General features: G+C 70.8%; 17 protein-coding genes and 1 other RNA gene. 16 read left to right on the forward strand and 2 right to left on the reverse strand.

What is annotated here, in order from left to right:
* The first annotated feature begins 7 nt into the window (after positions 1 to 7).
* From ACEZHJ_RS13190 to recR, 7 genes are all read left to right on the forward strand, one after another.
* A complete protein-coding gene (locus tag ACEZHJ_RS13190; RefSeq protein ID WP_018718981.1) occupies positions 8 to 1,003 on the forward strand; it encodes a peptidase U32 family protein in 996 nt (331 codons plus the stop codon).
* A gap of 5 nt (positions 1,004 to 1,008) precedes the next feature.
* Positions 1,009 to 1,920, forward strand: a complete 912-nt coding sequence (locus ACEZHJ_RS13195) for a U32 family peptidase (RefSeq protein ID WP_018718980.1) — start codon at positions 1,009 to 1,011, stop codon at positions 1,918 to 1,920.
* A gap of 121 nt (positions 1,921 to 2,041) precedes the next feature.
* Positions 2,042 to 2,797 carry a helix-turn-helix domain-containing protein gene (locus tag ACEZHJ_RS13200; RefSeq protein WP_156831246.1) on the forward strand — a complete coding sequence of 252 codons (756 nt, stop codon included), beginning with the start codon at positions 2,042 to 2,044 and terminating at the stop codon, positions 2,795 to 2,797.
* 87 nt (positions 2,798 to 2,884) lie between these two features.
* An RNA gene (gene ffs / locus ACEZHJ_RS13205) (signal recognition particle sRNA small type) lies at positions 2,885 to 2,981 on the forward strand.
* Between the two features lie 99 nt (positions 2,982 to 3,080).
* Entirely contained in the window at positions 3,081 to 4,919 is a 1,839-nt protein-coding gene (gene dnaX, locus ACEZHJ_RS13210; protein WP_163138784.1) for a DNA polymerase III subunit gamma/tau, read from the forward strand.
* A 5-nt stretch (positions 4,920 to 4,924) separates the two neighbouring features.
* Positions 4,925 to 5,245: a YbaB/EbfC family nucleoid-associated protein gene (locus ACEZHJ_RS13215; protein WP_018718977.1), complete on the forward strand. Its 321-nt coding sequence runs from the start codon at positions 4,925 to 4,927 to the stop codon at positions 5,243 to 5,245.
* Between the two features lie 4 nt (positions 5,246 to 5,249).
* Positions 5,250 to 5,849 carry a recombination mediator RecR gene (gene recR, locus ACEZHJ_RS13220; RefSeq protein WP_018718976.1) on the forward strand — a complete coding sequence of 200 codons (600 nt, stop codon included), beginning with the start codon at positions 5,250 to 5,252 and terminating at the stop codon, positions 5,847 to 5,849.
* Positions 5,850 to 5,858: 9 nt separating this feature from the next.
* On the opposite strand, the gene rsgA is transcribed toward recR, so the two are convergent.
* Positions 5,859 to 6,755 carry a ribosome small subunit-dependent GTPase A gene (gene rsgA / locus ACEZHJ_RS13225; protein ID WP_084594214.1) on the reverse strand — a complete coding sequence of 299 codons (897 nt, stop codon included), beginning with the start codon at positions 6,753 to 6,755 and terminating at the stop codon, positions 5,859 to 5,861.
* 90 nt (positions 6,756 to 6,845) lie between these two features.
* On the opposite strand from rsgA, the gene orn reads away from it, so the two are divergent.
* The 5 genes from orn to ppx all read left to right on the forward strand — a co-directional run bounded on the left by orn (position 6,846) and on the right by ppx (position 11,551).
* Positions 6,846 to 7,412, forward strand: coding sequence for an oligoribonuclease (gene orn, locus ACEZHJ_RS13230; protein WP_018718974.1), 567 nt, complete (start codon positions 6,846 to 6,848; stop codon positions 7,410 to 7,412).
* Positions 7,413 to 7,489: 77 nt separating this feature from the next.
* Complete coding sequence (locus ACEZHJ_RS13235; protein WP_018718973.1) at positions 7,490 to 8,338, forward strand: MoxR family ATPase; 849 nt, start codon at positions 7,490 to 7,492, stop codon at positions 8,336 to 8,338.
* A 14-nt stretch (positions 8,339 to 8,352) separates the two neighbouring features.
* Positions 8,353 to 9,528, forward strand: coding sequence for a VWA domain-containing protein (locus tag ACEZHJ_RS13240; protein WP_163138785.1), 1,176 nt, complete (start codon positions 8,353 to 8,355; stop codon positions 9,526 to 9,528).
* 11 nt (positions 9,529 to 9,539) lie between these two features.
* Positions 9,540 to 10,046: a histidine phosphatase family protein gene (locus ACEZHJ_RS13245; RefSeq protein ID WP_018718971.1), complete on the forward strand. Its 507-nt coding sequence runs from the start codon at positions 9,540 to 9,542 to the stop codon at positions 10,044 to 10,046.
* Positions 10,046 to 11,551 (forward strand): exopolyphosphatase, encoded by a 1,506-nt coding sequence (ppx, locus tag ACEZHJ_RS13250; RefSeq protein ID WP_375036608.1) that lies wholly within the window; start codon positions 10,046 to 10,048, stop codon positions 11,549 to 11,551. The genes ACEZHJ_RS13245 and ppx overlap by 1 nt, the downstream gene beginning before the upstream one ends.
* Before the next feature lie 90 nt (positions 11,552 to 11,641).
* Here ppx and ppk1 read toward each other — a convergent pair whose 3' ends face one another.
* Entirely contained in the window at positions 11,642 to 13,720 is a 2,079-nt protein-coding gene (gene ppk1, locus ACEZHJ_RS13255) for a polyphosphate kinase 1 (protein ID WP_018718969.1), read from the reverse strand.
* 147 nt (positions 13,721 to 13,867) lie between these two features.
* Between ppk1 and ACEZHJ_RS13260 the strand changes: the two genes are divergently transcribed.
* From ACEZHJ_RS13260 to ACEZHJ_RS13275, 4 genes are all read left to right on the forward strand, one after another.
* Positions 13,868 to 14,131 (forward strand): hypothetical protein, encoded by a 264-nt coding sequence (locus ACEZHJ_RS13260; protein WP_018718968.1) that lies wholly within the window; start codon positions 13,868 to 13,870, stop codon positions 14,129 to 14,131.
* 289 nt (positions 14,132 to 14,420) lie between these two features.
* Complete coding sequence (locus ACEZHJ_RS13265; RefSeq protein WP_163138787.1) at positions 14,421 to 15,011, forward strand: TetR/AcrR family transcriptional regulator; 591 nt, start codon at positions 14,421 to 14,423, stop codon at positions 15,009 to 15,011.
* A gap of 66 nt (positions 15,012 to 15,077) precedes the next feature.
* Positions 15,078 to 17,537 carry an acyl-CoA dehydrogenase gene (locus ACEZHJ_RS13270; RefSeq protein ID WP_018718966.1) on the forward strand — a complete coding sequence of 820 codons (2,460 nt, stop codon included), beginning with the start codon at positions 15,078 to 15,080 and terminating at the stop codon, positions 17,535 to 17,537.
* 25 nt (positions 17,538 to 17,562) lie between these two features.
* A complete protein-coding gene (locus tag ACEZHJ_RS13275) occupies positions 17,563 to 19,929 on the forward strand; it encodes a 3-hydroxyacyl-CoA dehydrogenase/enoyl-CoA hydratase family protein (RefSeq protein WP_375036609.1) in 2,367 nt (788 codons plus the stop codon).
* Positions 19,930 to 19,977: the final 48 nt, after the last annotated feature.

Raw genomic sequence — 19,977 nt, forward strand, 5'->3', positions numbered from 1 at the left:
AGCCACGATGGAGCTCGTCTGCCCCGCCGGAAGCCTCCCCGCGCTGCGCAACGCCGTGGCGGCCGGTGCGGACGCCGTGTATACCGGCTTTCGCGACGCCACCAACGCCCGGCACTTCGCGGGCCTGAACTTCACCCAGAACGACCTGGAGCGCGGCATCGCCGAGGCCCACGCCCGCGGCTGCCGCGTGTTCCTCGCCGTGAACACCTATCCGCAGCCGGGCAGCTGGTCCGCGTGGGAGGCGGCCGTGGATCGTGCCGCGGAGCTCGGCGTCGATGCGCTCATCGCAGCCGACGTCGGGGTGCTCGACTATGCCAGCCGGCGCCACCCGGCGCTGCCGCTGCATCTGTCGGTGCAGGCGTCGGCGACCAACGCGGAGGCGTTGGCCTTCTACCACCGCCACTTCAATATCCGCCGCGCGGTGCTGCCGCGGGTACTGTCCGTGCGCCAGGTCGCCCAGGTGGCCGCGGAGTCGCCGGTGCCCGTGGAGGTCTTCGGCTTCGGCAGCCTGTGCATCATGGTCGAGGGGCGCTGCCTGCTCTCCAGCTACGCCACCGGGCGTTCGCCCAACACCTACGGCGCCTGCTCGCCGGCCTCCCACGTGCGCTGGCAGGTCACCGGCGACGGCCTGGAGGCGCGGGTCAACGGGGTGCTGGTGGACCGTTACGGCAGCGGCGAGCGCGCCGGTTACCCAACCATCTGCAAGGGGCGTTTCCAGCTCGACGGCGCGGCACCGTGGCACGTGCTGGAGGAGCCGACCAGCCTGAGCACGGTGGACATCCTCCCGGAGCTCGCGGAGGCTGGTGTCGCCGCGATCAAGGTCGAGGGCCGCCAGCGCAGCCCGGCCTATGTCCGCCAGGTCACCGAGGTCCTGCGCGAGGCCATCGATGCCTGCATGGCCGGGCGGACCGGTGCGCCCCGGAAGGAATGGCAGGAGCGCCTGCGCAGTGTCTCCGAGGGCGCGCAGGTCACCCTGGGCGCCTATCACCGGCAGTGGGGGTGAGCACGATGAACGCAACCGGCACACCGCGCCTGTCCCTGGCTCCGATCCCGTATTTCTGGAGCCGTGAGGCGGTGATGGCCTTCTACGAGGCCGCCCGCGACTGGCCCGTGGACGTGGTCTATCTCGGCGAGACCGTCTGCCCGAAGCGCCGCCGCCTGCGCAGCACCGACTACTTCGCCATCGGCGAGTCCCTCGCGGCTGCCGGCAAGGAGGTGGTGATCTCCACGCTCACGCTCATCGAGGCGGGCTCGGAGCTGGGCGGCCTGCGCAGCCTCTGCCGGGACAGCCCGTTCACGGTCGAGGCCAACGACATGGCCGCAGTGGGCGTACTCGAGCGCGAGAGCCGTGGATTCGTGGCGGGCCCCACCCTGAACCTCTACAACGCCGCGGCGCTCGAGCGCATGCGCGCCGCCGGCGCCAGGCGCTGGGTGCTGCCCGTGGAGCTCGGCGCGCAGACCGCCGGGGCGCTGACCTCGGCGGTGCCGGCGCTGGAGTCGGAGATCCTGGCGTGGGGACGGCTGCCCCTGGCGTGGTCAGCGCGCTGTTTCACCGCGCGGGCCGAGAACCGCTCCCGGGACGACTGCGGCTTCGCCTGTGGCGATGACCCGGACGGGCGGGTGGTGCGAACCCAGGATGGCCAGCCGTTCCTCACCCTTAACGGCATCCAGACCCAGTCGGCGATGACGCAGAACCTCGCCGCCGACTATCCGGCGCTGTGCAACGCCGGCGCCGGCGTGCTTCGGCTGGTCCCCCAGAGTCACGACATGGAACAGGTGGTCGCGGGCTTCGATGCGCTGCGCAACGGCGCCGCGCCGGAGAAAGTGGCCGAGGAGCTCGCGCCACTTACCGGCGTCGGCGGTTGCAACGGCTACTGGCATGGCGCCGCCGGACTGGTGGAAGGGGCGGCTGAATCCTGACCGGGGGTGCTGCTGCGCGCCCACCGTTGTGTGATATTCTCCACACATGCGTGTTGCACCGCGGTGCCGGCGGTGCCCGAAACGCCTCGTCGAATCATGCAGGCTATTGGGTGAAGGGATCATGCGACAGGGACAGCAGCACTCCGCCACAGGGGACAGCGGCAACGCCATTACCTGTCGGCGTTGCGGTTTGTACCGGATCTGTTTTGCGCGCCGGCTCGAGGGCGGCGAGCGTCACGAACGCCAGGGGGTCGTCCGGCGCGGTCATGAGCCGTTGCGGGCCGGCCAGCCCGTGGACGGTGCGCGCCTGAAGGGGCTCTCGGTGCTCCGCTCAGGGGCGCTCAAGCGCTGCCGCTACAGCCGCAACGGCGAGGAGATCATCGCCGGCTTCTACTTCCCCGGCGAGACGCTGGGCCTGGAATGGTCCCCGGCCGGCCAGGAGGAGGAGCGCTACGTGGCGCTGGAGCAGGCCCACGTCTGCCATATCCCCTGGCAGCGGATCGAGGGCCTCATGGAGGAGGACGGCGACGTCCGCGAGGCGGTCAACCAGATGCTCCGCGAGGAGATCACCGTCGAGCGTGAGCGGCTGCTGCGCGCGTGCCGCGGCTCCGCCCGCCAGCGCGTGGCCGCGTTCCTGCTGGATCTCGCCGAGCGCCGGCAGCGGCGTTCGTTATCCGCGGATCGGATCCGTCTGGGCATGGGCCGTCGCGAGATCGCCGCCTATCTCGACCTCACGATCGAGACGGTGAGCCGCACGCTCTCGCAGTTCAAGCGCGCGGGCATGATCCAGCTCGAGGGGCGGCGGCTGCAGCTGATGAACGGCGAGGCACTGGCCGCGGCGGCGGACGGTGTCGAGGGCGAGCGCCTCTGCGGCTGAGCGGCGTTCGGGGCGATTGTCTGAGCCCCGGAATGCTGGTAGTCTCTCGCCGCCGTCATGACGATGGCGGCGTCACAATGGTGGTGGCGTCGGTCCCCCCGCGACGACAGACTGCGAACCCCGTCAGGCCCGGAAGGGAGCAGCGGTAGCAGTGGACTCGGGCGCCGGGGTGCGGCTGGCGTCGCCGCCACCCAATCCCTCCGGCGGGTTTCCCCGCATCGGCGCGTGAACCCCGCCGTCGGGCGGTGCTAGAATCGCCGTCTCGACAGCTTCGGCGAATCCCATGGCCTACCAGGTTCTCGCACGCAAATGGCGTCCGCGCACCTTCGCGGAGTTGGTCGGGCAGACCCCCGTGCGGCGGGCGCTCGCCAACGCCATCGCGAACGATCGTCTCCATCACGCGTACCTGTTTACCGGCACTCGCGGCGTGGGCAAGACCACGATCGCGCGCATCTTCGCCAAGTGCCTGAACTGCGAGCGCGAGGGCGTTACCACCGAGCCCTGCGGCGAGTGCGAGGCCTGCCGGGAGATCGACGAGGGCCGCTTCGTCGACCTGATCGAGGTGGATGCCGCCTCGCGCACCGGCGTCGACGATACCCGGGAGCTGCTGGACAACGTCCAGTACACCCCCACGCGCGGGCGCTACAAGATCTACCTCGTCGACGAGGTCCACATGTTCTCGCGGCACAGCTTCAATGCGCTGCTCAAGACGCTGGAGGAGCCGCCGCCCCACGTGAAGTTCCTGCTGGCCACCACGGACCCGCAGAAGCTGCCCGTGACCATTCTCTCCCGGTGCCTGCAGTTCAATCTCAAGCACCTGCCGGCCTCGCTCATCGCCGAGCACCTGAACGACATCCTCGAGCGCGAGGGCATCGGCGCGGAGTCCGGTGCGGTGATGCGCCTGGCCCGCGCCGCCGACGGCAGCATGCGCGACGGCCTGAGCCTGCTGGACCAGGCGCTGGGGTATGGCGGCGGCCAGGTCACGGACGACGACGTCCGTGCCATGCTCGGCAGTCTGGACAGCGAGTTCGTGCTGTCGCTGCTGGAGGCGGTGGCGGACGAGGATGCCGGCGCAGTGATGGGGGTCATCGCCGAGATGGCCGAACGCGCCCCGGATTTCGCGGAGGGCATTAACGAGGTCCTCGCCGCGCTGCACCGGCTGAGCGTCATCCAGCTCGCCCCGGACGCCCTGGGCAGTGAGGCGCCGGAGGACGAGCGCCTGCACCGCCTCGCCGAACGCCTGAGCCCGGAGGACGTGCAGCTCTTCTACCAGATCGCGCTCCATGGCCGCCGTGACCTGCCCTGGGCGCCGGAGGCGCGCACGGGCTTCGAGATGGCCATGCTGCGCATGCTCGCCTTCCGCCCGGCGGACGTGCCGGCCGGCGAGGCGGGGCAGGGCGGTGGCCGGCCCGCGTCGCCGCCGGCGGCTAAGCCCCGGAACGATCCCCACCGGGCGGCGGGGCCCGCCACGGCGCCACGCGCCGGCGCCACGGGCAGGACGGGGCTGCCGTCCGTCGCCGGGGGCCCGGCCGGGGCCGCCGCGGTGCAGGCGGGTGCACCGGCCGGTGGGCGACCGGAGCCGGTCGCGGCCGCGGAGGCGACGTCCGGGAGTATGCCGGCGGAGTCGCCGGCGCCGGCCGTGGCACCGGAGCCCCCGGTGGCCAAGTCCCCGGCCCCGGAACCCGCGCCTCCCGGACCCGCGGCACAGGCCGAGCCGGCGCCGGGTGCCGACGGCGTGGACTGGAACGCGGTGGTCGCGGGGCTCCGCGTCGGCGGCATGGTCCGCGCGCTCGCCCAGCACTGCCGCTGGGGCGGGCGCGAGGGCGACTGCATCCGTCTGTATATTGAAGAGGGTCACCAGCACCTCAACAATGAGTCCATGCGTACGCGCCTGGCGCGGGTGCTCGGCGAATACTTCGGCGAGAGCCTGCGTCTTGAGATCCGCCAGGGCAGCGCCGAGGGCGAGACGCCGGCGGAGGGCGCGCAGCGCGCGCGCCAGGCCCGCGAGGCCGCCGCGCGGGAGAGCATCGAAACGGACCCCAACGTAACCGCGATCCGGGAGGCGTTCGACGGCGAGGTCGTCACCGAGAGCGTTCGCCCCCTGGACCGAGAACAGGAGTAACGGCAATGAAGGGTGGCATCGGCAACCTGATGAAGCAGGCCCAGCAGATGCAGGAGAAGCTCCAGAAAGCCCAGGAGGAGCTTCAGCACATGGAGATCACCGGCGAGGCCGGCGGCGGCATGGTCCAGGTGGTCATGACCGGGCGCCACGAGGTCCGCCGGGTGAGTATCGACGAGAGCGTCTACGACGATCGCGAGATGGTCGAAGACCTGGTCGCGGCGGCCTTCAACGATGCCGCCCAGAAGCTCGAGCGGGTGAGCAAGGAGAAGATGGAAGGCTTCACCGAGGGCATGGGCCTGCCCCCGGGGATGAACCTCCCGTTCTGAGCCGATGAGCTTCTCGCCCCTCGTCTCGGAGCTCATGGACGCGCTGCGCGAGCTGCCCGGGGTCGGTCCCCGTTCGGCGCAGCGCATGGCGCTGCACCTGCTCCAGCGTGACCGTGATGCCGCCCGCCGGATCGCGGCCGCCGTCACCGCGGCGGCGGACCGCGTGGGCGAGTGCGAGCACTGCCGCATTCTCACCGAGGAGCGGGTGTGCGCCCTGTGCGCCAGCACCCGCCGCGACCACGGCGTGCTCTGTATCGTCGAGAACCCGGCGGATGTCTATGCGCTGGAGGAGGCCACCGACTACGGCGGCCTGTACTTCGTGCTCAAGGGCCAGCTCTCGCCGCTGGACGGCATCGGCCCCGAGGAGCTGGGCCTGGACGTGCTCGAAGGCCGCTTCGCCGACGGCGGCGTGCGCGAGATCATCCTCGCGACCAATCCCACCGTCGAGGGCGAGGCCACCGCCCACTACCTCGCGGAGATGGCCCACGGTCACGGCGTGAACGTCAGCCGCATCGCCCACGGTGTGCCGCTGGGCGGCGAGCTGGAGTACGTTGACGCGGGTACGCTCTCCCACGCCTTCGCGGGACGGCGACGCTACGACTGACCGCCGGCCTCAGCCGTCCCCGGCCTCCGCGAGCAGCACTGCCAGGGTTTCGAGCCGTTCCGGTGCGATCTCGCCGCGCTCCCGCGCGGCGGCCACCGCACAGCCGGGCTCGCCGGCATGACGGCAGTCGTTGAAGCGGCAGCGCCCGGCATGCCGTGCCACCTCCGGAAACGCGGTGAGCACCGTCGCCGCGGGCACGTGGTCCAGACGCAGGGTGCGCACCCCCGGGGAATCGATGATCGCGCCGCCGTCCGGCAGCGGAAAGAGGGTGGTCGCGGTGGTGGTGTGGCGGCCCTGTCCGCTCGCCGCGGAGAGCGCCCCGATGCGCAGCGCGAGCTCTGGGAGCAGGGCGTTGATGAGCGAGGACTTGCCCACCCCCGAGTGCCCTACGAGTATCGCGGTGTGGCCGGCTAGGGCGGTGCGCAATGCCTCCAGCCCCTCGCCGGAGCGCGCGCTGACGTACAGCGGTGTCAGCCCGAGCTCATCACGGTAGAAGGCGAGCGTCGCCTCGACCCGGCCGCGCGCCGCGTCGTCCAGGGCGTCGGCCTTGTTCACCACCAGCAGGGGCGCGACGTCCGCATGGGCGGCGAGCACGAGATAGCGGTCGAGGAGCAGGCGCTCGAGGCCGGGGGGATCGGCGAGCACGATCACGAGGCGGTCGACATTGGCCACGAGCGGCCGCGGACGGCCGCGGAAATCGCCGCGTTCGATAACGCTCTCCCGGGGCACGACCGCCTCGATCACGCCACCGCCGTCGGTGTGCGCGACGCGCACGCGGTCGCCGCACACGGGGCGGGCGTTGGTGCGGCGGCGCATCAGGCAGGCGAGCAGCTCACCGTCGCCGGTCTCGACGATGACCTCCCGGCCGTAGCTCACGACCACGCGCGCTGTTGTGTTTCCGCTCATCGCCTCCAGCAACCGTCGCCCCGCGGCCGGCACCGCAGGATAGCCTCTGATAGAATGCGGCACAATTCGCGCGGACCACGGGAATCAGGCATGCCGCACTCCCCGGACAACCTCATCTGGATCGATCTGGAGATGACCGGTCTGGACACCGACCGGGACCACATCATCGAGATCGCCACGATCGTCACCGACCGGACCCTGAACATCCTCGCCGAGGGCCCGGTGCTCGCGATCCACCAGAGCGATGAGGTCCTCAACGCCATGGACGAGTGGAACACCCGCCAGCACGGCAGCTCCGGGCTGACCGACCGGGTGCGCCAGAGCTCGGTGGACGAGGCCGAAGCGGAGGCGGAGACCCTGGCGTTCCTGCGCCAGTGGGTGCCCGCCGGCGTCTCGCCGATGTGCGGCAACAGCATCTGCCAGGACCGGCGCTTCCTGCACCGCTGCATGCCGGAGCTCGAGACCTACTTCCACTACCGCAACCTGGACGTGAGCACACTCAAGGAGCTCGCGCGGCGGTGGACGCCGGAGATCCTGAACGGATTCAGCAAGCGCAGTTCGCACCTGGCCATGGATGACATCCGCGATTCCATCGCCGAGCTGCGTTATTACCGCGAGCACTTCCTCTGCGTGCCCCGGGACGAGGACGGCTACTGACGCCGCTCCGGGCACGCCCGACCGTCACCATGCGCCGGCGCCCGCCGGGCGCGGCGCCCCAGAGGGGGAACGCACCGATGCGCTTCGAGGGTTCCGAACGCTACGTCGCCACCGGCGACCTCACCATGGCGGTCAACGCCGCCGCCACGCTCAAGCGCCCGCTGCTGATCAAGGGCGAGCCGGGTACCGGCAAGACGCTGCTCGCCGAGGAGGTGGCGACGGCGCTGGGAATGCCGTACTACGAGTGGCACATCAAGTCGACGTCCAAGGCCCAGCAGGGGCTCTACGAGTACGACGCGGTCTCGCGCCTGCGCGACTCCCAGCTCGGTGACGAGCGGGTCCACGACATCGCCAACTACATCGTCCCGGGCCCGGTCTGGCGCGCCTTCGAGTCGGAGCGGCCGCCGGTGCTGCTCATCGACGAGATCGACAAGGCGGACATCGAGTTCCCCAATGACCTGCTGCGTGAGCTCGACCGCATGGAGTTCCACGTCTACGAGACGCAGCAGACGGTGACCGCCCGTCACCGCCCGGTGATCATCATCACCAGCAACAACGAGAAGGAGCTGCCGGACGCCTTCCTGCGCCGGTGCTTTTTCCACTACATCAGCTTCCCCGACCGGGAGACCATGGAGCGCATCGTCCAGGTGCACTTCCCGGGCCTCAAGGGCGGCCTGGTGCGCGAGGCCCTGGAGCTGTTCTTCGGCCTGCGCGAGATGCCCGGCGTGAAGAAGCGGCCCTCGACCTCGGAGCTGCTGGACTGGCTCAAGCTGCTGATGGCCGAGGACGTGGATGCCTCGGTGCTGCGCGAGAGCAACCAGGAGAAGACCCTGCCGCCGCTGTACGGGGCGCTGCTGAAGAACGAGCAGGACACCCAGCTGTTCGAGCGGCTGATGTTCATGGCCCGCCGTCGCCGGCAGGGCTGAGCCGGAGGGGCATCATGCTGATCTCGTTCCTGCAGGCGCTGCGCGAGGCGGGGCTGCGGGTGAGTGTCACCGAGTTCCTCACCCTGCTCGAGGCGCTGCAGGCCCGGGTCACGCCGGGCAGCGTCGAGGACTTCTACTTCCTGGCACGGGCGTGCCTGGTCAAGGACGAGACGCGTTTCGACCGCTTCGATCAGGTCTTCTCCGCGTGGTTCAGCGGCGTCGAGGACATCGCCTCGGCGCTGGGCGCCGACATTCCCGAGGAGTGGCTGCGGCGCCAGGCGGAGCTGAGCCTGAGCGAAGCGGAGAAGGCCGAGCTGGAGGGCATGGGCTGGGACGAGCTCATGCGCACCCTGCGCGAGCGCCTCGCGGAGCAGAGCGAGCGTCACCAGGGAGGCAACAAGTGGATCGGCACCGCGGGCCGCTCGCCCTACGGCGCCTGGGGCTACAACCCGGAGGGCGTGCGCATCGGCCAGGACCGCTCCCGTCACCGCCGCGCGGTGAAGGTCTGGGACCAGCGCACCTTCCGCAACCTGGACGGCGACCAGGCCCTGGAGTCGCGTAACCTCAAGCTCGCGCTGCGGCGCCTGCGCCGTTTCGCCCGCGAGGGCGCCGGCGAGGAGCTGGACCTGGACGACACTATCCACGCCACCGCGCGCCGCGGCGGCCAGCTCGACCTGCGAATGGTGCCCGAACGCCACAACGCTGCGCGGGTGCTGGTGTTCTTCGATATCGGCGGGTCCATGGACGACCACGTCGCGATCTGCGAGGCACTGTTCTCGGCGGCACGCAGCGAGTTCAAGCACCTGACCTACTACTACTTCCACAACTGCCCCTACGAGACGCTCTGGCGCGACGCCACCCGTCGGCACGCGGACGCGGTGCCCACCCACGAGGTGCTGCACACCTTCGATCCCGACTACCGCGTGATCATCGTTGGCGACGCCGCCATGAGCCCCTACGAGGTAAAGCTCCCCGGGGCTGGTGTCGAACACTGGAACGAGGAATCCGGCGAGACCTGGCTGCGGCGGATCGTGGATACCTTCCCGCATCTCGTGTGGCTGAACCCGGAGCCGTCCCGGTTCTGGGATGCGACCCAGTCCAATACCATGATCCGCGAGGTCATCGGCGAGCGGATGTATCCGCTCACCCCGGACGGCCTCGAGGCCGCGATGCAGGCACTCAACCGATGAGGGCGTGATCCATGCGAGAAGTCCTGGTGCTCCGCCACGCCATCGCCGAGGACCGCGACGAGGCGGCACGGCTCGGCGTTACGGACGAACGGCGCGCGCTTACCGAGCGGGGTATCCGCCGGATGCGGGAGGTCGCCGCCGGGCTTGCCCGCGTCGCCGATCCCCCGGCGCGGATACTGCACAGCCCACTGCGCCGCGCGGTGGAGACTGCGGAGCTCCTCGCGGTGGTGTTCCCTAAGGCACGCCTGGTCGAGACGCGGGCCCTGGCGCCGGGCGCGGGCGAGGCGGCGGTCTACGAGATGCTTGCCCAGGGCGAGGACGGTGTCGCCATCGTCGGCCACGAGCCCGATCTCGGCGAGTGGCTGGGCTCGGCACTCGGGGGCCGGACGGGGCCGGCGATCCCGCTCAAGAAGGCGGGGAGTGCCCTGGTGCGTTTCCCGGGGGTACCAACGCCCGGGCGCGGTGGGCTGCGCTGGCTGCTGCCGCCGCGTCTCGCCCGGCAGTTGGGCGAGACGTGATGGCGGATAACGGCGAGCGGCGCGAGGTCGCCGCGGTGGACCTCGGCTCCAACAGCTTCCACCTCGTGGTCGCGCGTGTGCATGACGGCCACCTGACGGTGCTCGACCGCCTGCGTGAACCCGTTCGCCTCGCCGCCGGACTCACCGCGGAGAAGGGGCTGGACACGGCCGCACGCGAACGCGCGCTTGCCTGTCTGGCCCGTTTTGGTCAACGGCTCCAGCCATTGCCGCCGGAGGCCGTACGGATCGTGGGGACCAACACCCTGCGTAGCGCCCGGGCGGCGACGGCCTTCGTCGAGGAGGCGGAGGCGCTGCTCGGCCACGAAATCGAGGTGATCTCGGGCTTCGAGGAGGCCCGGCTGATCTATCTCGGCGTGGCCCACAGCCTGGCCGAGGGCGGCGAGCGCCGGCTGGTCGTGGATATCGGCGGCGGTAGCACCGAGCTGGTACTGGGTGAGCGGCTGGTACCGGGCTACATGGAGAGCCTGCACATGGGCTGCGTGAGCTTCACGCAGCGGTTCTTCCCGGACGGGCGGATCACCCGGCGTGCCATGGAGGAGGCGCGGATGGCCGCGCTCATGGAGCTGGAGCCGGTGCAGGGGCATTTCCTCGCCCGGGGCTGGGACCGCGCTGTCGGCGCCTCCGGCACCATCCGCGCGATCGCCGGCGCGTTGCGCGAGCAGGGCTGGACCGACGGCACCGTGACCTTCGCCGGCCTGCAGCGTCTGACCAAGGCGCTGTGCAAGGCCGGCAGCCTGGACGATATCGATTTCAAGGGCGTCAGCCAGCGCCGGGCCCAGGTGCTGCCCGGCGGCGTCGCGGTGCTGGGGGCCGTGTTCGAGGCCCTGGGGATCGAGGGCATGGAGGCCGCCGACGGTGCCTTGCGCGAGGGCGTACTCTACGATCTGGTCGGGCGTATCCGCCACCAGGACGTGCGCGAGGCGACAGTGGAGGCGCTGGCGGCGCGCTATCACGTGGACGTGGCCCACGCCCGGCGGGTGGAGCGTACCGCCACGGCGCTGCTGTCCGATGTGGCGGCCGAATGGGCGCTGGAGGACGCCGCCGCGGCGCGCATGCTTGCCTGGGCGGCCTGGCTGCACGAGGTCGGCCTGGACATCTCCCACAGCCAATACCACAAGCACGGCGCCTACATCCTGCATTACAGCGACATGCCCGGCTTCTCCCGGGAGGAGCAGGTCAAGCTCGCCGCCCTGGTAAGGGTGCACCGGCGCAAGTTCGCGGCGTCCGCCTTCCGTGACCTCCACGGCGAGCGCGCGCGGCGGGCCCGGGGCCTGGCGGTGCTCCTGCGCCTGGCGGTGCTCCTGCACCGCGGGCGGGGCGCGGCGGCGCTGCCGGCCGTCCGCCTCGCGGCGGAGGGCGCCGACCGTCTGCGCCTGACCTTCCCTGAGGGCTGGCTGGACGATTACCCGCTGGCCGCCGCCGACCTGGCGGCGGAGCAGGATTACCTGGCCTCCGCCGGGGTGGAGCTGGTTGTCGGGGGCTGAGCCGCCGGGACCGCCGCCACGGGGACCGCGGCGGCGGTCCGGTCCAGGCGGAACCGCCTCATGGCAGGGCAGGGTGGCCGCGATGCCCGCTCAGCCGCCCTCGCTGTAGCGGCGCAGCAGCTCGAGCTGCGCGGCGTAGGGCGCCTCGCCTTCGGCCGGCGTGCAGCGGTGGTACTGGCCGTCGGGCTGCAGCTCCCAGGCCTGGTAGTTGTCCTCGAGGTAGCACTGCAGCTCCTCGAGAATGCGCTGACGCAGGTCCGGGTCGACGATGGGGAAGCAGGTCTCCACCCGGCGGAAGAAGTTGCGCTCCATCCAGTCGGCGCTGCTGCAGTAGAGTTCGGGGGCGTCACCGTTGGCGAAGTAGAACACCCGGGTGTGCTCCAGGAAGCGGCCGATCACCGAGCGCACGCGGATGTTGGTGGACACGCCTGGCACCCCGGGGCGCAGCGAGCACATCCCGCGCACGATCAGGTCGATCTCCACGCCCTCCATGGCCGCCGCGTACAGGGCCTGGATGGTGCGTGACTCCACCAGTGAATTCACCTTGACGATGATCCGGCCCGGCCGTCCGGCGCGGGCATGGGCCGCCTCGCGCTCGATCTTGGCGAGCATGCTCTCGTGCAGCGTGAACGGCGACTCCAGCAGCTTCGAAAGCGTGCTCACCTTGCCCAGGCTGGTGAGCTGCAGGAACACCCGGTGGACGTCCTCACCCATCACCGGGTCGGCGGTGAACAGCCCGTAGTCCGTGTACAGCCGCGCCGTGCGCGAGTGGTAGTTGCCGGTTCCCAGGTGCATGTAGTGGCGCAGCTGGCCGCCCTCGCGGCGCACGACCAGGATCATCTTGGCGTGGGTCTTGTGTCCGACCACGCCGTAGACGACGTGCGCGCCGGCCTCCTGGAGGCGGTTGGCGAGCTTGATGTTCGCTTCCTCGTCGAAGCGCGCGCGCAGCTCCACCACCACGGTCACCTCCTTGCCCGCGCGGGCGGCGGCGACCAGGTGATCCACGATCACCGAGTCCGGGCCCGTGCGGTAGAGGGTCTGCTTGATGGCGAGCACCTCCGGGTCCGATGCCGCCTGGCGGATGAACTCCACCACCGGCGCGAAGGACTCGTAGGGGTGGTGGAGGAGCACGTCGCGGTCGCGGAGGACCTTGAACAGGTCGCTGGCGTGGGCGAGCTGGGCCGGCAGCCCCGGGGTGAATGAGGCGTACTTGAGCTCCGGACGGTCGATGAGGTCGTAGACCGCGAGCAGGCGGTTGAGGTTCACCGGTCCGTTGACCTGGTAGAGGTCGTCCCGCGTCAGCTCGAACTCCTCGAGCAGGTAGTCCGACATGTGTGCCGGACAGTTGGCCGCCACCTCCAGGCGCACGGCGTCGCCATAGCGGCGCGAGGGCAGCTCGCCCTCCATTGCCCGGAGCAGGTCGTCCACTTCCTCCTCGTCGACGAACAGGTCGCTGTTGCGCGTCACCCGGAACTGGTAGCAGCCGCGCGCGTCCATCCCGGGGAACAGGTCGTTGACGTGGGCGTGGATGATCGAGGAGAGGAATACGAAGTCCCAGCCGCCGTCCTCGGAGAGCTCCGGCGGGAGCTGGATGATGCGCGGCAGTGCCCGCGGTGCCTGGACCACGGCAAGCCCGCTGTTGCGCCCGAAAGCGTCCTTGCCGTCCAGGGCCACGATGAAATTCAGGCTCTTGTTGAGCACCTGCGGGAACGGGTGTGCCGGATCGAGCCCGAGGGGGCTGAGGATCGGGAGCAGCGAATGGTAGAAGTAGTCCTTCACCCAGGCCGCCTGCTCGCGGCTCCACTCCGAGCGGCGCAGGAAGCGGATCCCCGCGTTGTCGAGGGCGGGGATGAGCTCGTCGTTGAGCACGCGGTACTGCTCGGCGACGATCTCGTGGGTGCGTACGCCGATCTCGCGCAGCACCTCCTGCGCCGTCCGGTTGTCCGGGCCGGACTGGGAGGCGCCCATCTCCATGGCCTGTTTCAGGCCCGCGACCCGGATCTCGAAGAACTCGTCGAGGTTGCTGCTGGCGATACAGAGGAACTTGACCCGTTCCAGCAGCGGATTGGTGGTATCGCGGGACTGCTCAAGGACCCGGCGGTTGAACTCCAGCAGGCTGAGCTGGCGGTTGAAGTACAGCTCGGGGCTCCTGAGATCGGGCGTGTCCATGGAGGGCACTCTACTCCGTCGTCGTTGATGTGTCTGGGTTTGCCGCGGGCGTATACGCCCACTCGCGCCATGATAGGGGAGGCGCTTGAAAGTCGTGTTAAACGCCCCCAGCCCTTATTCGACAACCCATCCCCAAGGACCTCGATAATGCCTCACGACGAGAGCAACAAAAAGCGGTTCCGGCGCTGGCCGCCCCGTGTCGGGCGCAGCCGTCCCCGTCCGTCCGGGCGCGACGACACCGTCTCCGAAGAAGGCGCCACTGCGCGCAGCCTCACGCCGACCCCGGCGCCCGCGCCGGAGTCCCCTGAACCCGCCGGCCCGGCCTACCGCCAGACGGGGAACAAGGAGGTGAAGGTGAGCTTCCGTAACCGTCGCCGGCGTACGCACATCCCGCGGGAGGCGGGAGAGTAACCCCCGGCGTTATATCGCGTTCCTTTCGCAGCCTCTGCCCCGGGACGCCGGGCGCCGCCGCCCGGCGTCCCGGGGCCGTTGCAGTCCCCCGGCGGAATCGTCCGCACCGGGTGATGAGATCTGTTTACGTCGGGCGGGTGCGACGCCTCCGTCCGAACGCACCCTACGATTGTGCTGACCGACAGTGATTCCCGGGCGGGAAGCGGGTGCGGCGGTTGCCATACGCTAGCGTATGGAGTAATGTCGCCAATGCTTGCCATACGGCAGCGTACGGACTAGGGTTCGCCTCATGAGCACGATCAGGCAGACACTGACCGCAGACGACTGGGCCGAGGCCGCGCTCGACGCGCTGGCCGAGGACGGTGTGCGTGCGGTGGCCGTGGAGCCGCTGGCGCGGCGCCTGGGCGTGACCAAGGGCAGTTTCTACTGGCATTTCTCCAGCCGGCGGATGCTGCTCCAGGCGGCCCTGGCCCTGTGGGAGCGCCGCGAGACCGATGAGGTCCTCGCCCGCGCCGCCGAAGAGACCGATCCGCGCAAGCGCCTGGCACGGCTGTTCCGCGAGGCGGACGGCAGCCGCCGGGCGGGCCGGCTCTATCTTGCGCTGGCCAACGCCACCGACAGCCCGCTGATCACCGAGGTGGTCCGCCGGGTGATGGCGCACCGGCTCGCCTTCCTGCGCGAGTGCTATGCCGCGATGGGTGCGGACGCCGAGACGGCGGCCGCGCGCGCGGCGATGGCGTATTCGATGTTCCTCGGCATGCTTCAGCTGCGCCGGGATGCCCCCGAGGCCATCCCGGAGGGCGAGCGCTTCCATGAGTACATGCATCTGGTCGGGGAGGCGCTGATCCCCGGCTACGAGCGCGCGCTGGTCCGGCGCTGAGCCGGCTGCGCCCGCGCGCGTCCGAACAAGGAATGCGGGCCCCGCCGGGGCCGGGAGGAGTGTCTCATGTACGCCCTGATCGCCATCCTGGCCGCGGTCGCGGCCATCCTCGTCGTCTGCTATCGCGGTATTGGCCTGCGTGGCGCGACCGCCGTGGCGGCGCTCTACCTGGCCGGCCTTTGGATCACCGGCGGGATCGGCGTTATCGCCGCCATCGTGCTCGCCGTGCTCGGTGCGGTGCCGGCGGTGGTGCTCAACAGCCCCTCTCTGCGCCGGCGCGTGATCACGCGCCACCTTTTCCCCGTCTTTCAGCGGGTGTTGCCCGGCATGAGCCGGACCGAGCAGGAGGCCCTGGAGGCGGGTGACACCTGGTGGGAAACGGATCTCTTCCGCGGCAACCCGGACTGGCGGCGCCTCCACGGTATGCAGGTGACCTCGCTGACCGACGCGGAGCAGGCCTTCCTGGACGGCCCCGTGGCGACGCTGTGCGGCATGCTCGACGAGGACGACATCGTCCGTCGCGAGCACGATCTCCCCGAGGCCGCCTGGCGCTATATCCGCGACGAGGGCTTCTTCGGGATGATCATCCCCGAGGCCTACGGCGGCCTCGCGTTCTCCTCGCTGGCGCAGTCCACCATCGTCTCCCGCATTGCCAGCCGCAGCCTCTCCGCGGCGGTGACCGTCATGGTCCCCAACTCCCTGGGGCCCGGTGAGCTGCTGATGAAGTACGGCACCGACGACCAGAAGTCGTACTGGCTGCCGCGGCTCGCGGATGGCCGGGAGATCCCGTGCTTCGCGCTCACGGGCCCGGACGTCGGCTCCGACGCGGGCGGCATGCCGGACTACGGCATCGTCTGCCGCGGCGAGCACGAGGGCGAGGAGGTCCTCGGCGTGCGCGTGAGCTTCAGTAAGCGCTATATCACGCTCGCCCCGGTGGCCACGGTCGTGGGGCTGGCCTTCCGCCTTTACGACCCGGAGCACCTCGTCGGCGACGAGGAGGACGTGGGCATCACCTGTGCGCTCGTGCCGGCCGGTCACCCCGGTGTGCGTATCGGCGACCGTCATTTCCCCATGGGGCTCGCGTTCATGAACGGTCCGGTCGAGGGCGAGGACGTGTTCATCCCGCTGGAGTGGATCATCGGCGGCCGCGAAATGGCCGGCGCCGGTTGGCGAATGCTCGTGGAGTGCCTGTCGGTGGGAAGGGCGATCTCGCTGCCGGCGCTGGGCGCCTCCGCCAGCCAGATGGCGTACCGCACCACCGGCGCGTACGCGCGCATCCGCCGCCAGTTCAACCTCTCCGTGGGCCAGTTCGAGGGCGTGCAGGAGGCCATGGCGCGTATCGGCGGCGGCACCTACACCCTGGAGGCGGCGCGGCGGCTCACCGCCAGCGCTGGCGATATGGGGGTCAAGCCGTCGGTGGTCTCCGCCATCGCCAAGTACCACATGACCGAGTGGATGCGCCGGATCATCGACGACGCGATGGATATCCACGGCGGCCGCGGCATCATCTACGGGCCGCGCAACTACCTCGGCTATGCCTACCAGGCGACACCGGTGGCGATCACCGTCGAGGGCGCGAACATCCTCACCCGAAGCATGATGATCTTCGGCCAGGGTGCGATCCGCTGCCATCCTTATGTCCTCGAGGAGATGACCGCCGCCCAGAACGACGACCTGACGTCCTTTGACCGGGCGCTGTTTGGGCACATCGGCTATTCCCTGAGCCGCGGCACGCGCGCGCTGCTGCTCGGGCTTACCGGGGCACGCCTGGCGCGGGCGCCGGAGGGCGGGCCGCTCGCCGGCCGCTACCGCGCGCTCACCCGGATGAGCTCGGCGCTGGCATTCGTCTCGGATGTCGCGATGGGCGTGCTCGGCGGCGAGCTCAAGCGCCGCGAGAGCCTGTCCGCGCGCCTCGGCGACGTGCTGAGCCAGCTCTACCTCGCCTCCGCCGTGCTCAAGTTCCACCGTGACGGCGGCAGCGATCCGGACGAGCTGGACCACGTGTGCTGGGCGGTGGACCACGCCCTCGCGGAGATGACCCGGGCGTTCGACGAGTTCCTGGCCAACTTCCCGAACCGGGGCATCGCGCGGGTCCTGCGCTGGGTGGTGTTCCCGCTCGGGCGGCCGTACCGCGCCCCCGCGGACGCCCTCGGGCGGGCCGTGGCCGAGCGCATGATGGCGCCCGGCGGGGTTCGCGACCGGATCACCAACCTGGTCTATATCGGCGGTCCGAACGACGCCGTCGGCCGCGTGGAACACACCTTCGGGCTGCTGCAGGAGGCGGAGCCGCACTACGTGCGCTTCCGCAAGGCGGTCGCCCGCGGTGAGGTGGGCGGGCACACCTTCGACGAGCAGATCGCCAACGCCGTGGAGGCGGGCGTGCTGGATACGGATACGGCGGCGCTGGTGAGCGACTACGAGCGTGCCCGCGCCGATACCGTGCGCACCGACGCGTTCCCGGCGGAGGCGCTGACGCCGCGCAGCGTGCTGGAGGCGCGTGCCGGACACGGCCGGGACGTGGCCTGACCGAAACGAGCAGAGGAGAGAACAGATGAGCGAGGCGATTTCGGTGCGGCGGGCGGCGGTGCTCGGCGCCGGGGTCATGGGCGCGCAGATCGCGGCCCACCTGGCCAACGCCGGCATCCCGACGGTGCTCTTCGAGCTCGCCGGCGATGGCGACGACCGGCGCTCCGGGGCGCGCGAGGCCATCCGCCGGCTCGGGAACCTGCAGCCGGCCCCGCTGGCGAGTCCGGCGTACGCCGAGCGCATCCGGCCCGCGAACTACGAGGACGACCTGGTCGCGCTCGCGGACTGCGACCTCGTCATCGAGGCGGTGGCAGAGCGGCTGGACGTCAAGCTGGACCTGTTCCGCCGCGTTGCCCCGCATCTGCCGGCGGGGGCGGTGGTCGGCAGCAACACCTCGGGACTGTCCGTGGAGGCGCTGGCCGAGGCCCTGCCGGAGGCGCTGCACGGGCGTTTCTGCGGCATCCATTTCTTCAATCCGCCGCGCTACATGCACCTCGTGGAGCTCATCCCCACGGCACGGACCGAGCCGGCGGTGGTGGACGGCCTGGAGGCATTCCTGACCACGGCCCTCGGCAAGGGCGTGATCCGCGGGCGTGACACCCCGAACTTCGTCGGCAACCGGATCGGCGTGTTTGCGGTGGTCGCGGCCATGGCCCATGCCGAGCGCCTGGGGTTAGCGCCGGACGTGGTGGACGCGCTGACCGGTCCGGCGATCGGCCGGCCCAGGAGCGCGACCTTCCGCACCGCCGACCTCGTGGGCCTGGACACCCTGCGGCACGTGGTCGAGGGCAATGTGCCACGGCTGCAGGATGACCCGTGGGTGGATTACCTCCGCCTGCCCGACTGGATGGTACGGCTCATCGAGGCGGGGGCCCTCGGGCGCAAGGCCGGCGCGGGCGTCTACCGCAAGGGCCGCGAGGGCATCGAGGTCGTGGATTCGGTGCAGGGTGACTATCGCACGGCTTCGGGGGAGATCGACCCGGCGGTGAGCGAGATCCTCGCCGAGAGCGACCCGGCGGCGCGGCTACGTGCGCTGCGCGCCTCGGAACACCCTCAGGCCGAGTTCCTGTGGGCGATCCACCGCGACACCTTCCATTACGCCGCCCACCTGCTGGGCGCCATCGCCGACAATGCCCGCGATGTGGACCTCGCCATCCGCTGGGGGTTCGCCTGGCAGCAGGGGCCGTTCGAGACCTGGCAGGCCGCCGGCTGGCAGGAGACGGCGGAGGCCATCGACGCCGACCGCGAGGCGGGCCGGACCCTGGCGGACGTTCCCCTGCCGGACTGGGTGTTCGCCATCGAGGCCGCGCACACGCCGGCCGGGGCCTGGTCGCCCGGGGCCGGCGATTACCGCCCGCCCTCCGGCCTGGCGGTCTACCGCCGCCAGTATTTCCCGCCGGCGCTGCTGGGCGGGCCGCATCCGCCCCGGGGCGAGACCGTGCTGGATCATCCGGGGGTGCGGCTGTGGCATCTCGAGGGTGACGTCGGCGTGCTCAGCTTCCGCGGCCCGAAGCACGCGGTGGGCCGGGACGTGCTCGACGGCGTGATGGAGGCCGTCGAGGCCGCGGAGGGACGTTACGACGCCCTCGTGCTGTGGCAGCCCTCGGCCCCGTTCTCCGTCGGCGCCAACCTCAAGGAGGTGAGCGGGGCGCTGGAGGCCGGCGACTTCGACACCCTGGAGCGGATGGTCCGGCGCTTCCAGCAGGCCACCGCCCGGGTGCGCGATGCCTCGATACCGGTGGTCGCGGGCGCCCGGGGCATGGCCCTCGGGGGTGGCTGCGAGTTCCTCATGCACTGCGACCACGTGGTCGCCGCGCTGGAGAGCTACGTCGGACTGGTCGAGGCGGGCGTCGGCCTGATCCCCGCGGGGGGCGGCTGCCGGGCGCTGGCGCGCCACGCGGCGGCCACGGCGGTGGACGGCGATCCCTTTCCGGCGATCCAGCGGCGCTTCGAGACCGTGGCACGTGCGGAAGTGGCGGCGAGTGCCGTCGAGGCCGTGGACTACGGGTTCCTGCCGGCGCACACCACCGTCGTGCCTCATGAGGACGAGGTGCTTCATGTCGCCATACAGCACGCCCGGGCACTCGCCGCCGGCGCCTACCGCCTGCCGCTGGTGCCGCCGGTTCGGGTCGCCGGGCGCGATGGGCTGGCGACGCTGGAGGCCATGATCGTGAACCTCCGTGACGGCGGCTTCATCTCCGGACACGACGCCCGGGTCGCCCACCTCGCAGCACGGGCGCTCACCGGCGGCGAGGTGGATACCGGCTCGAGCGTCGACGAGTCGTGGCTGCTGGAGCTGGAGGTGGACGGCTTCATGACGCTGCTCAGGAGCGAGGCCACCCAGGCGCGGATCGCGCACATGCTCCGCACCGGCAAGCCGCTGCGCAACTGAACGAACCGACAACCGCCTGGACGTCGCCGGCGACGGCGGCACGGGGAG

Origin of the sequence: Arhodomonas sp. KWT2 (assembly GCF_041949875.1) — a bacterium.
Classification (GTDB): domain Bacteria; phylum Pseudomonadota; class Gammaproteobacteria; order Nitrococcales; family Nitrococcaceae; genus Arhodomonas; species Arhodomonas aquaeolei.

What these genes read in the sequence shown, in the direction of transcription:
- recR (WP_018718976.1), top strand. Translation starts at nt 5,250, where the DNA reads ATGAGCTTCTCGCCCCTCGTCTCGGAGCTCATGGACGCGCTGCGCGAG.
- ACEZHJ_RS13260 (WP_018718968.1), top strand. Translation starts at nt 13,868, where the DNA reads ATGCCTCACGACGAGAGCAACAAAAAGCGGTTCCGGCGCTGGCCGCCC.
- ACEZHJ_RS13270 (WP_018718966.1), top strand. Translation starts at nt 15,078, where the DNA reads ATGTACGCCCTGATCGCCATCCTGGCCGCGGTCGCGGCCATCCTCGTC.
- ACEZHJ_RS13195 (WP_018718980.1), top strand. Translation starts at nt 1,009, where the DNA reads ATGAACGCAACCGGCACACCGCGCCTGTCCCTGGCTCCGATCCCGTAT.
- ACEZHJ_RS13235 (WP_018718973.1), top strand. Translation starts at nt 7,490, where the DNA reads ATGCGCTTCGAGGGTTCCGAACGCTACGTCGCCACCGGCGACCTCACC.
- ACEZHJ_RS13215 (WP_018718977.1), top strand. Translation starts at nt 4,925, where the DNA reads ATGAAGGGTGGCATCGGCAACCTGATGAAGCAGGCCCAGCAGATGCAG.
- ppx (WP_375036608.1), top strand. Translation starts at nt 10,046, where the DNA reads ATGGCGGATAACGGCGAGCGGCGCGAGGTCGCCGCGGTGGACCTCGGC.
- orn (WP_018718974.1), top strand. Translation starts at nt 6,846, where the DNA reads ATGCCGCACTCCCCGGACAACCTCATCTGGATCGATCTGGAGATGACC.
- ACEZHJ_RS13275 (WP_375036609.1), top strand. Translation starts at nt 17,563, where the DNA reads ATGAGCGAGGCGATTTCGGTGCGGCGGGCGGCGGTGCTCGGCGCCGGG.
- dnaX (WP_163138784.1), top strand. Translation starts at nt 3,081, where the DNA reads ATGGCCTACCAGGTTCTCGCACGCAAATGGCGTCCGCGCACCTTCGCG.
- ACEZHJ_RS13190 (WP_018718981.1), top strand. Translation starts at nt 8, where the DNA reads ATGGAGCTCGTCTGCCCCGCCGGAAGCCTCCCCGCGCTGCGCAACGCC.
- ppk1 (WP_018718969.1), bottom strand. Translation starts at nt 13,720, where the DNA reads ATGGACACGCCCGATCTCAGGAGCCCCGAGCTGTACTTCAACCGCCAG.
- ACEZHJ_RS13240 (WP_163138785.1), top strand. Translation starts at nt 8,353, where the DNA reads ATGCTGATCTCGTTCCTGCAGGCGCTGCGCGAGGCGGGGCTGCGGGTG.
- ACEZHJ_RS13245 (WP_018718971.1), top strand. Translation starts at nt 9,540, where the DNA reads ATGCGAGAAGTCCTGGTGCTCCGCCACGCCATCGCCGAGGACCGCGAC.
- ACEZHJ_RS13200 (WP_156831246.1), top strand. Translation starts at nt 2,042, where the DNA reads ATGCGACAGGGACAGCAGCACTCCGCCACAGGGGACAGCGGCAACGCC.
- ACEZHJ_RS13265 (WP_163138787.1), top strand. Translation starts at nt 14,421, where the DNA reads ATGAGCACGATCAGGCAGACACTGACCGCAGACGACTGGGCCGAGGCC.
- rsgA (WP_084594214.1), bottom strand. Translation starts at nt 6,755, where the DNA reads ATGAGCGGAAACACAACAGCGCGCGTGGTCGTGAGCTACGGCCGGGAG.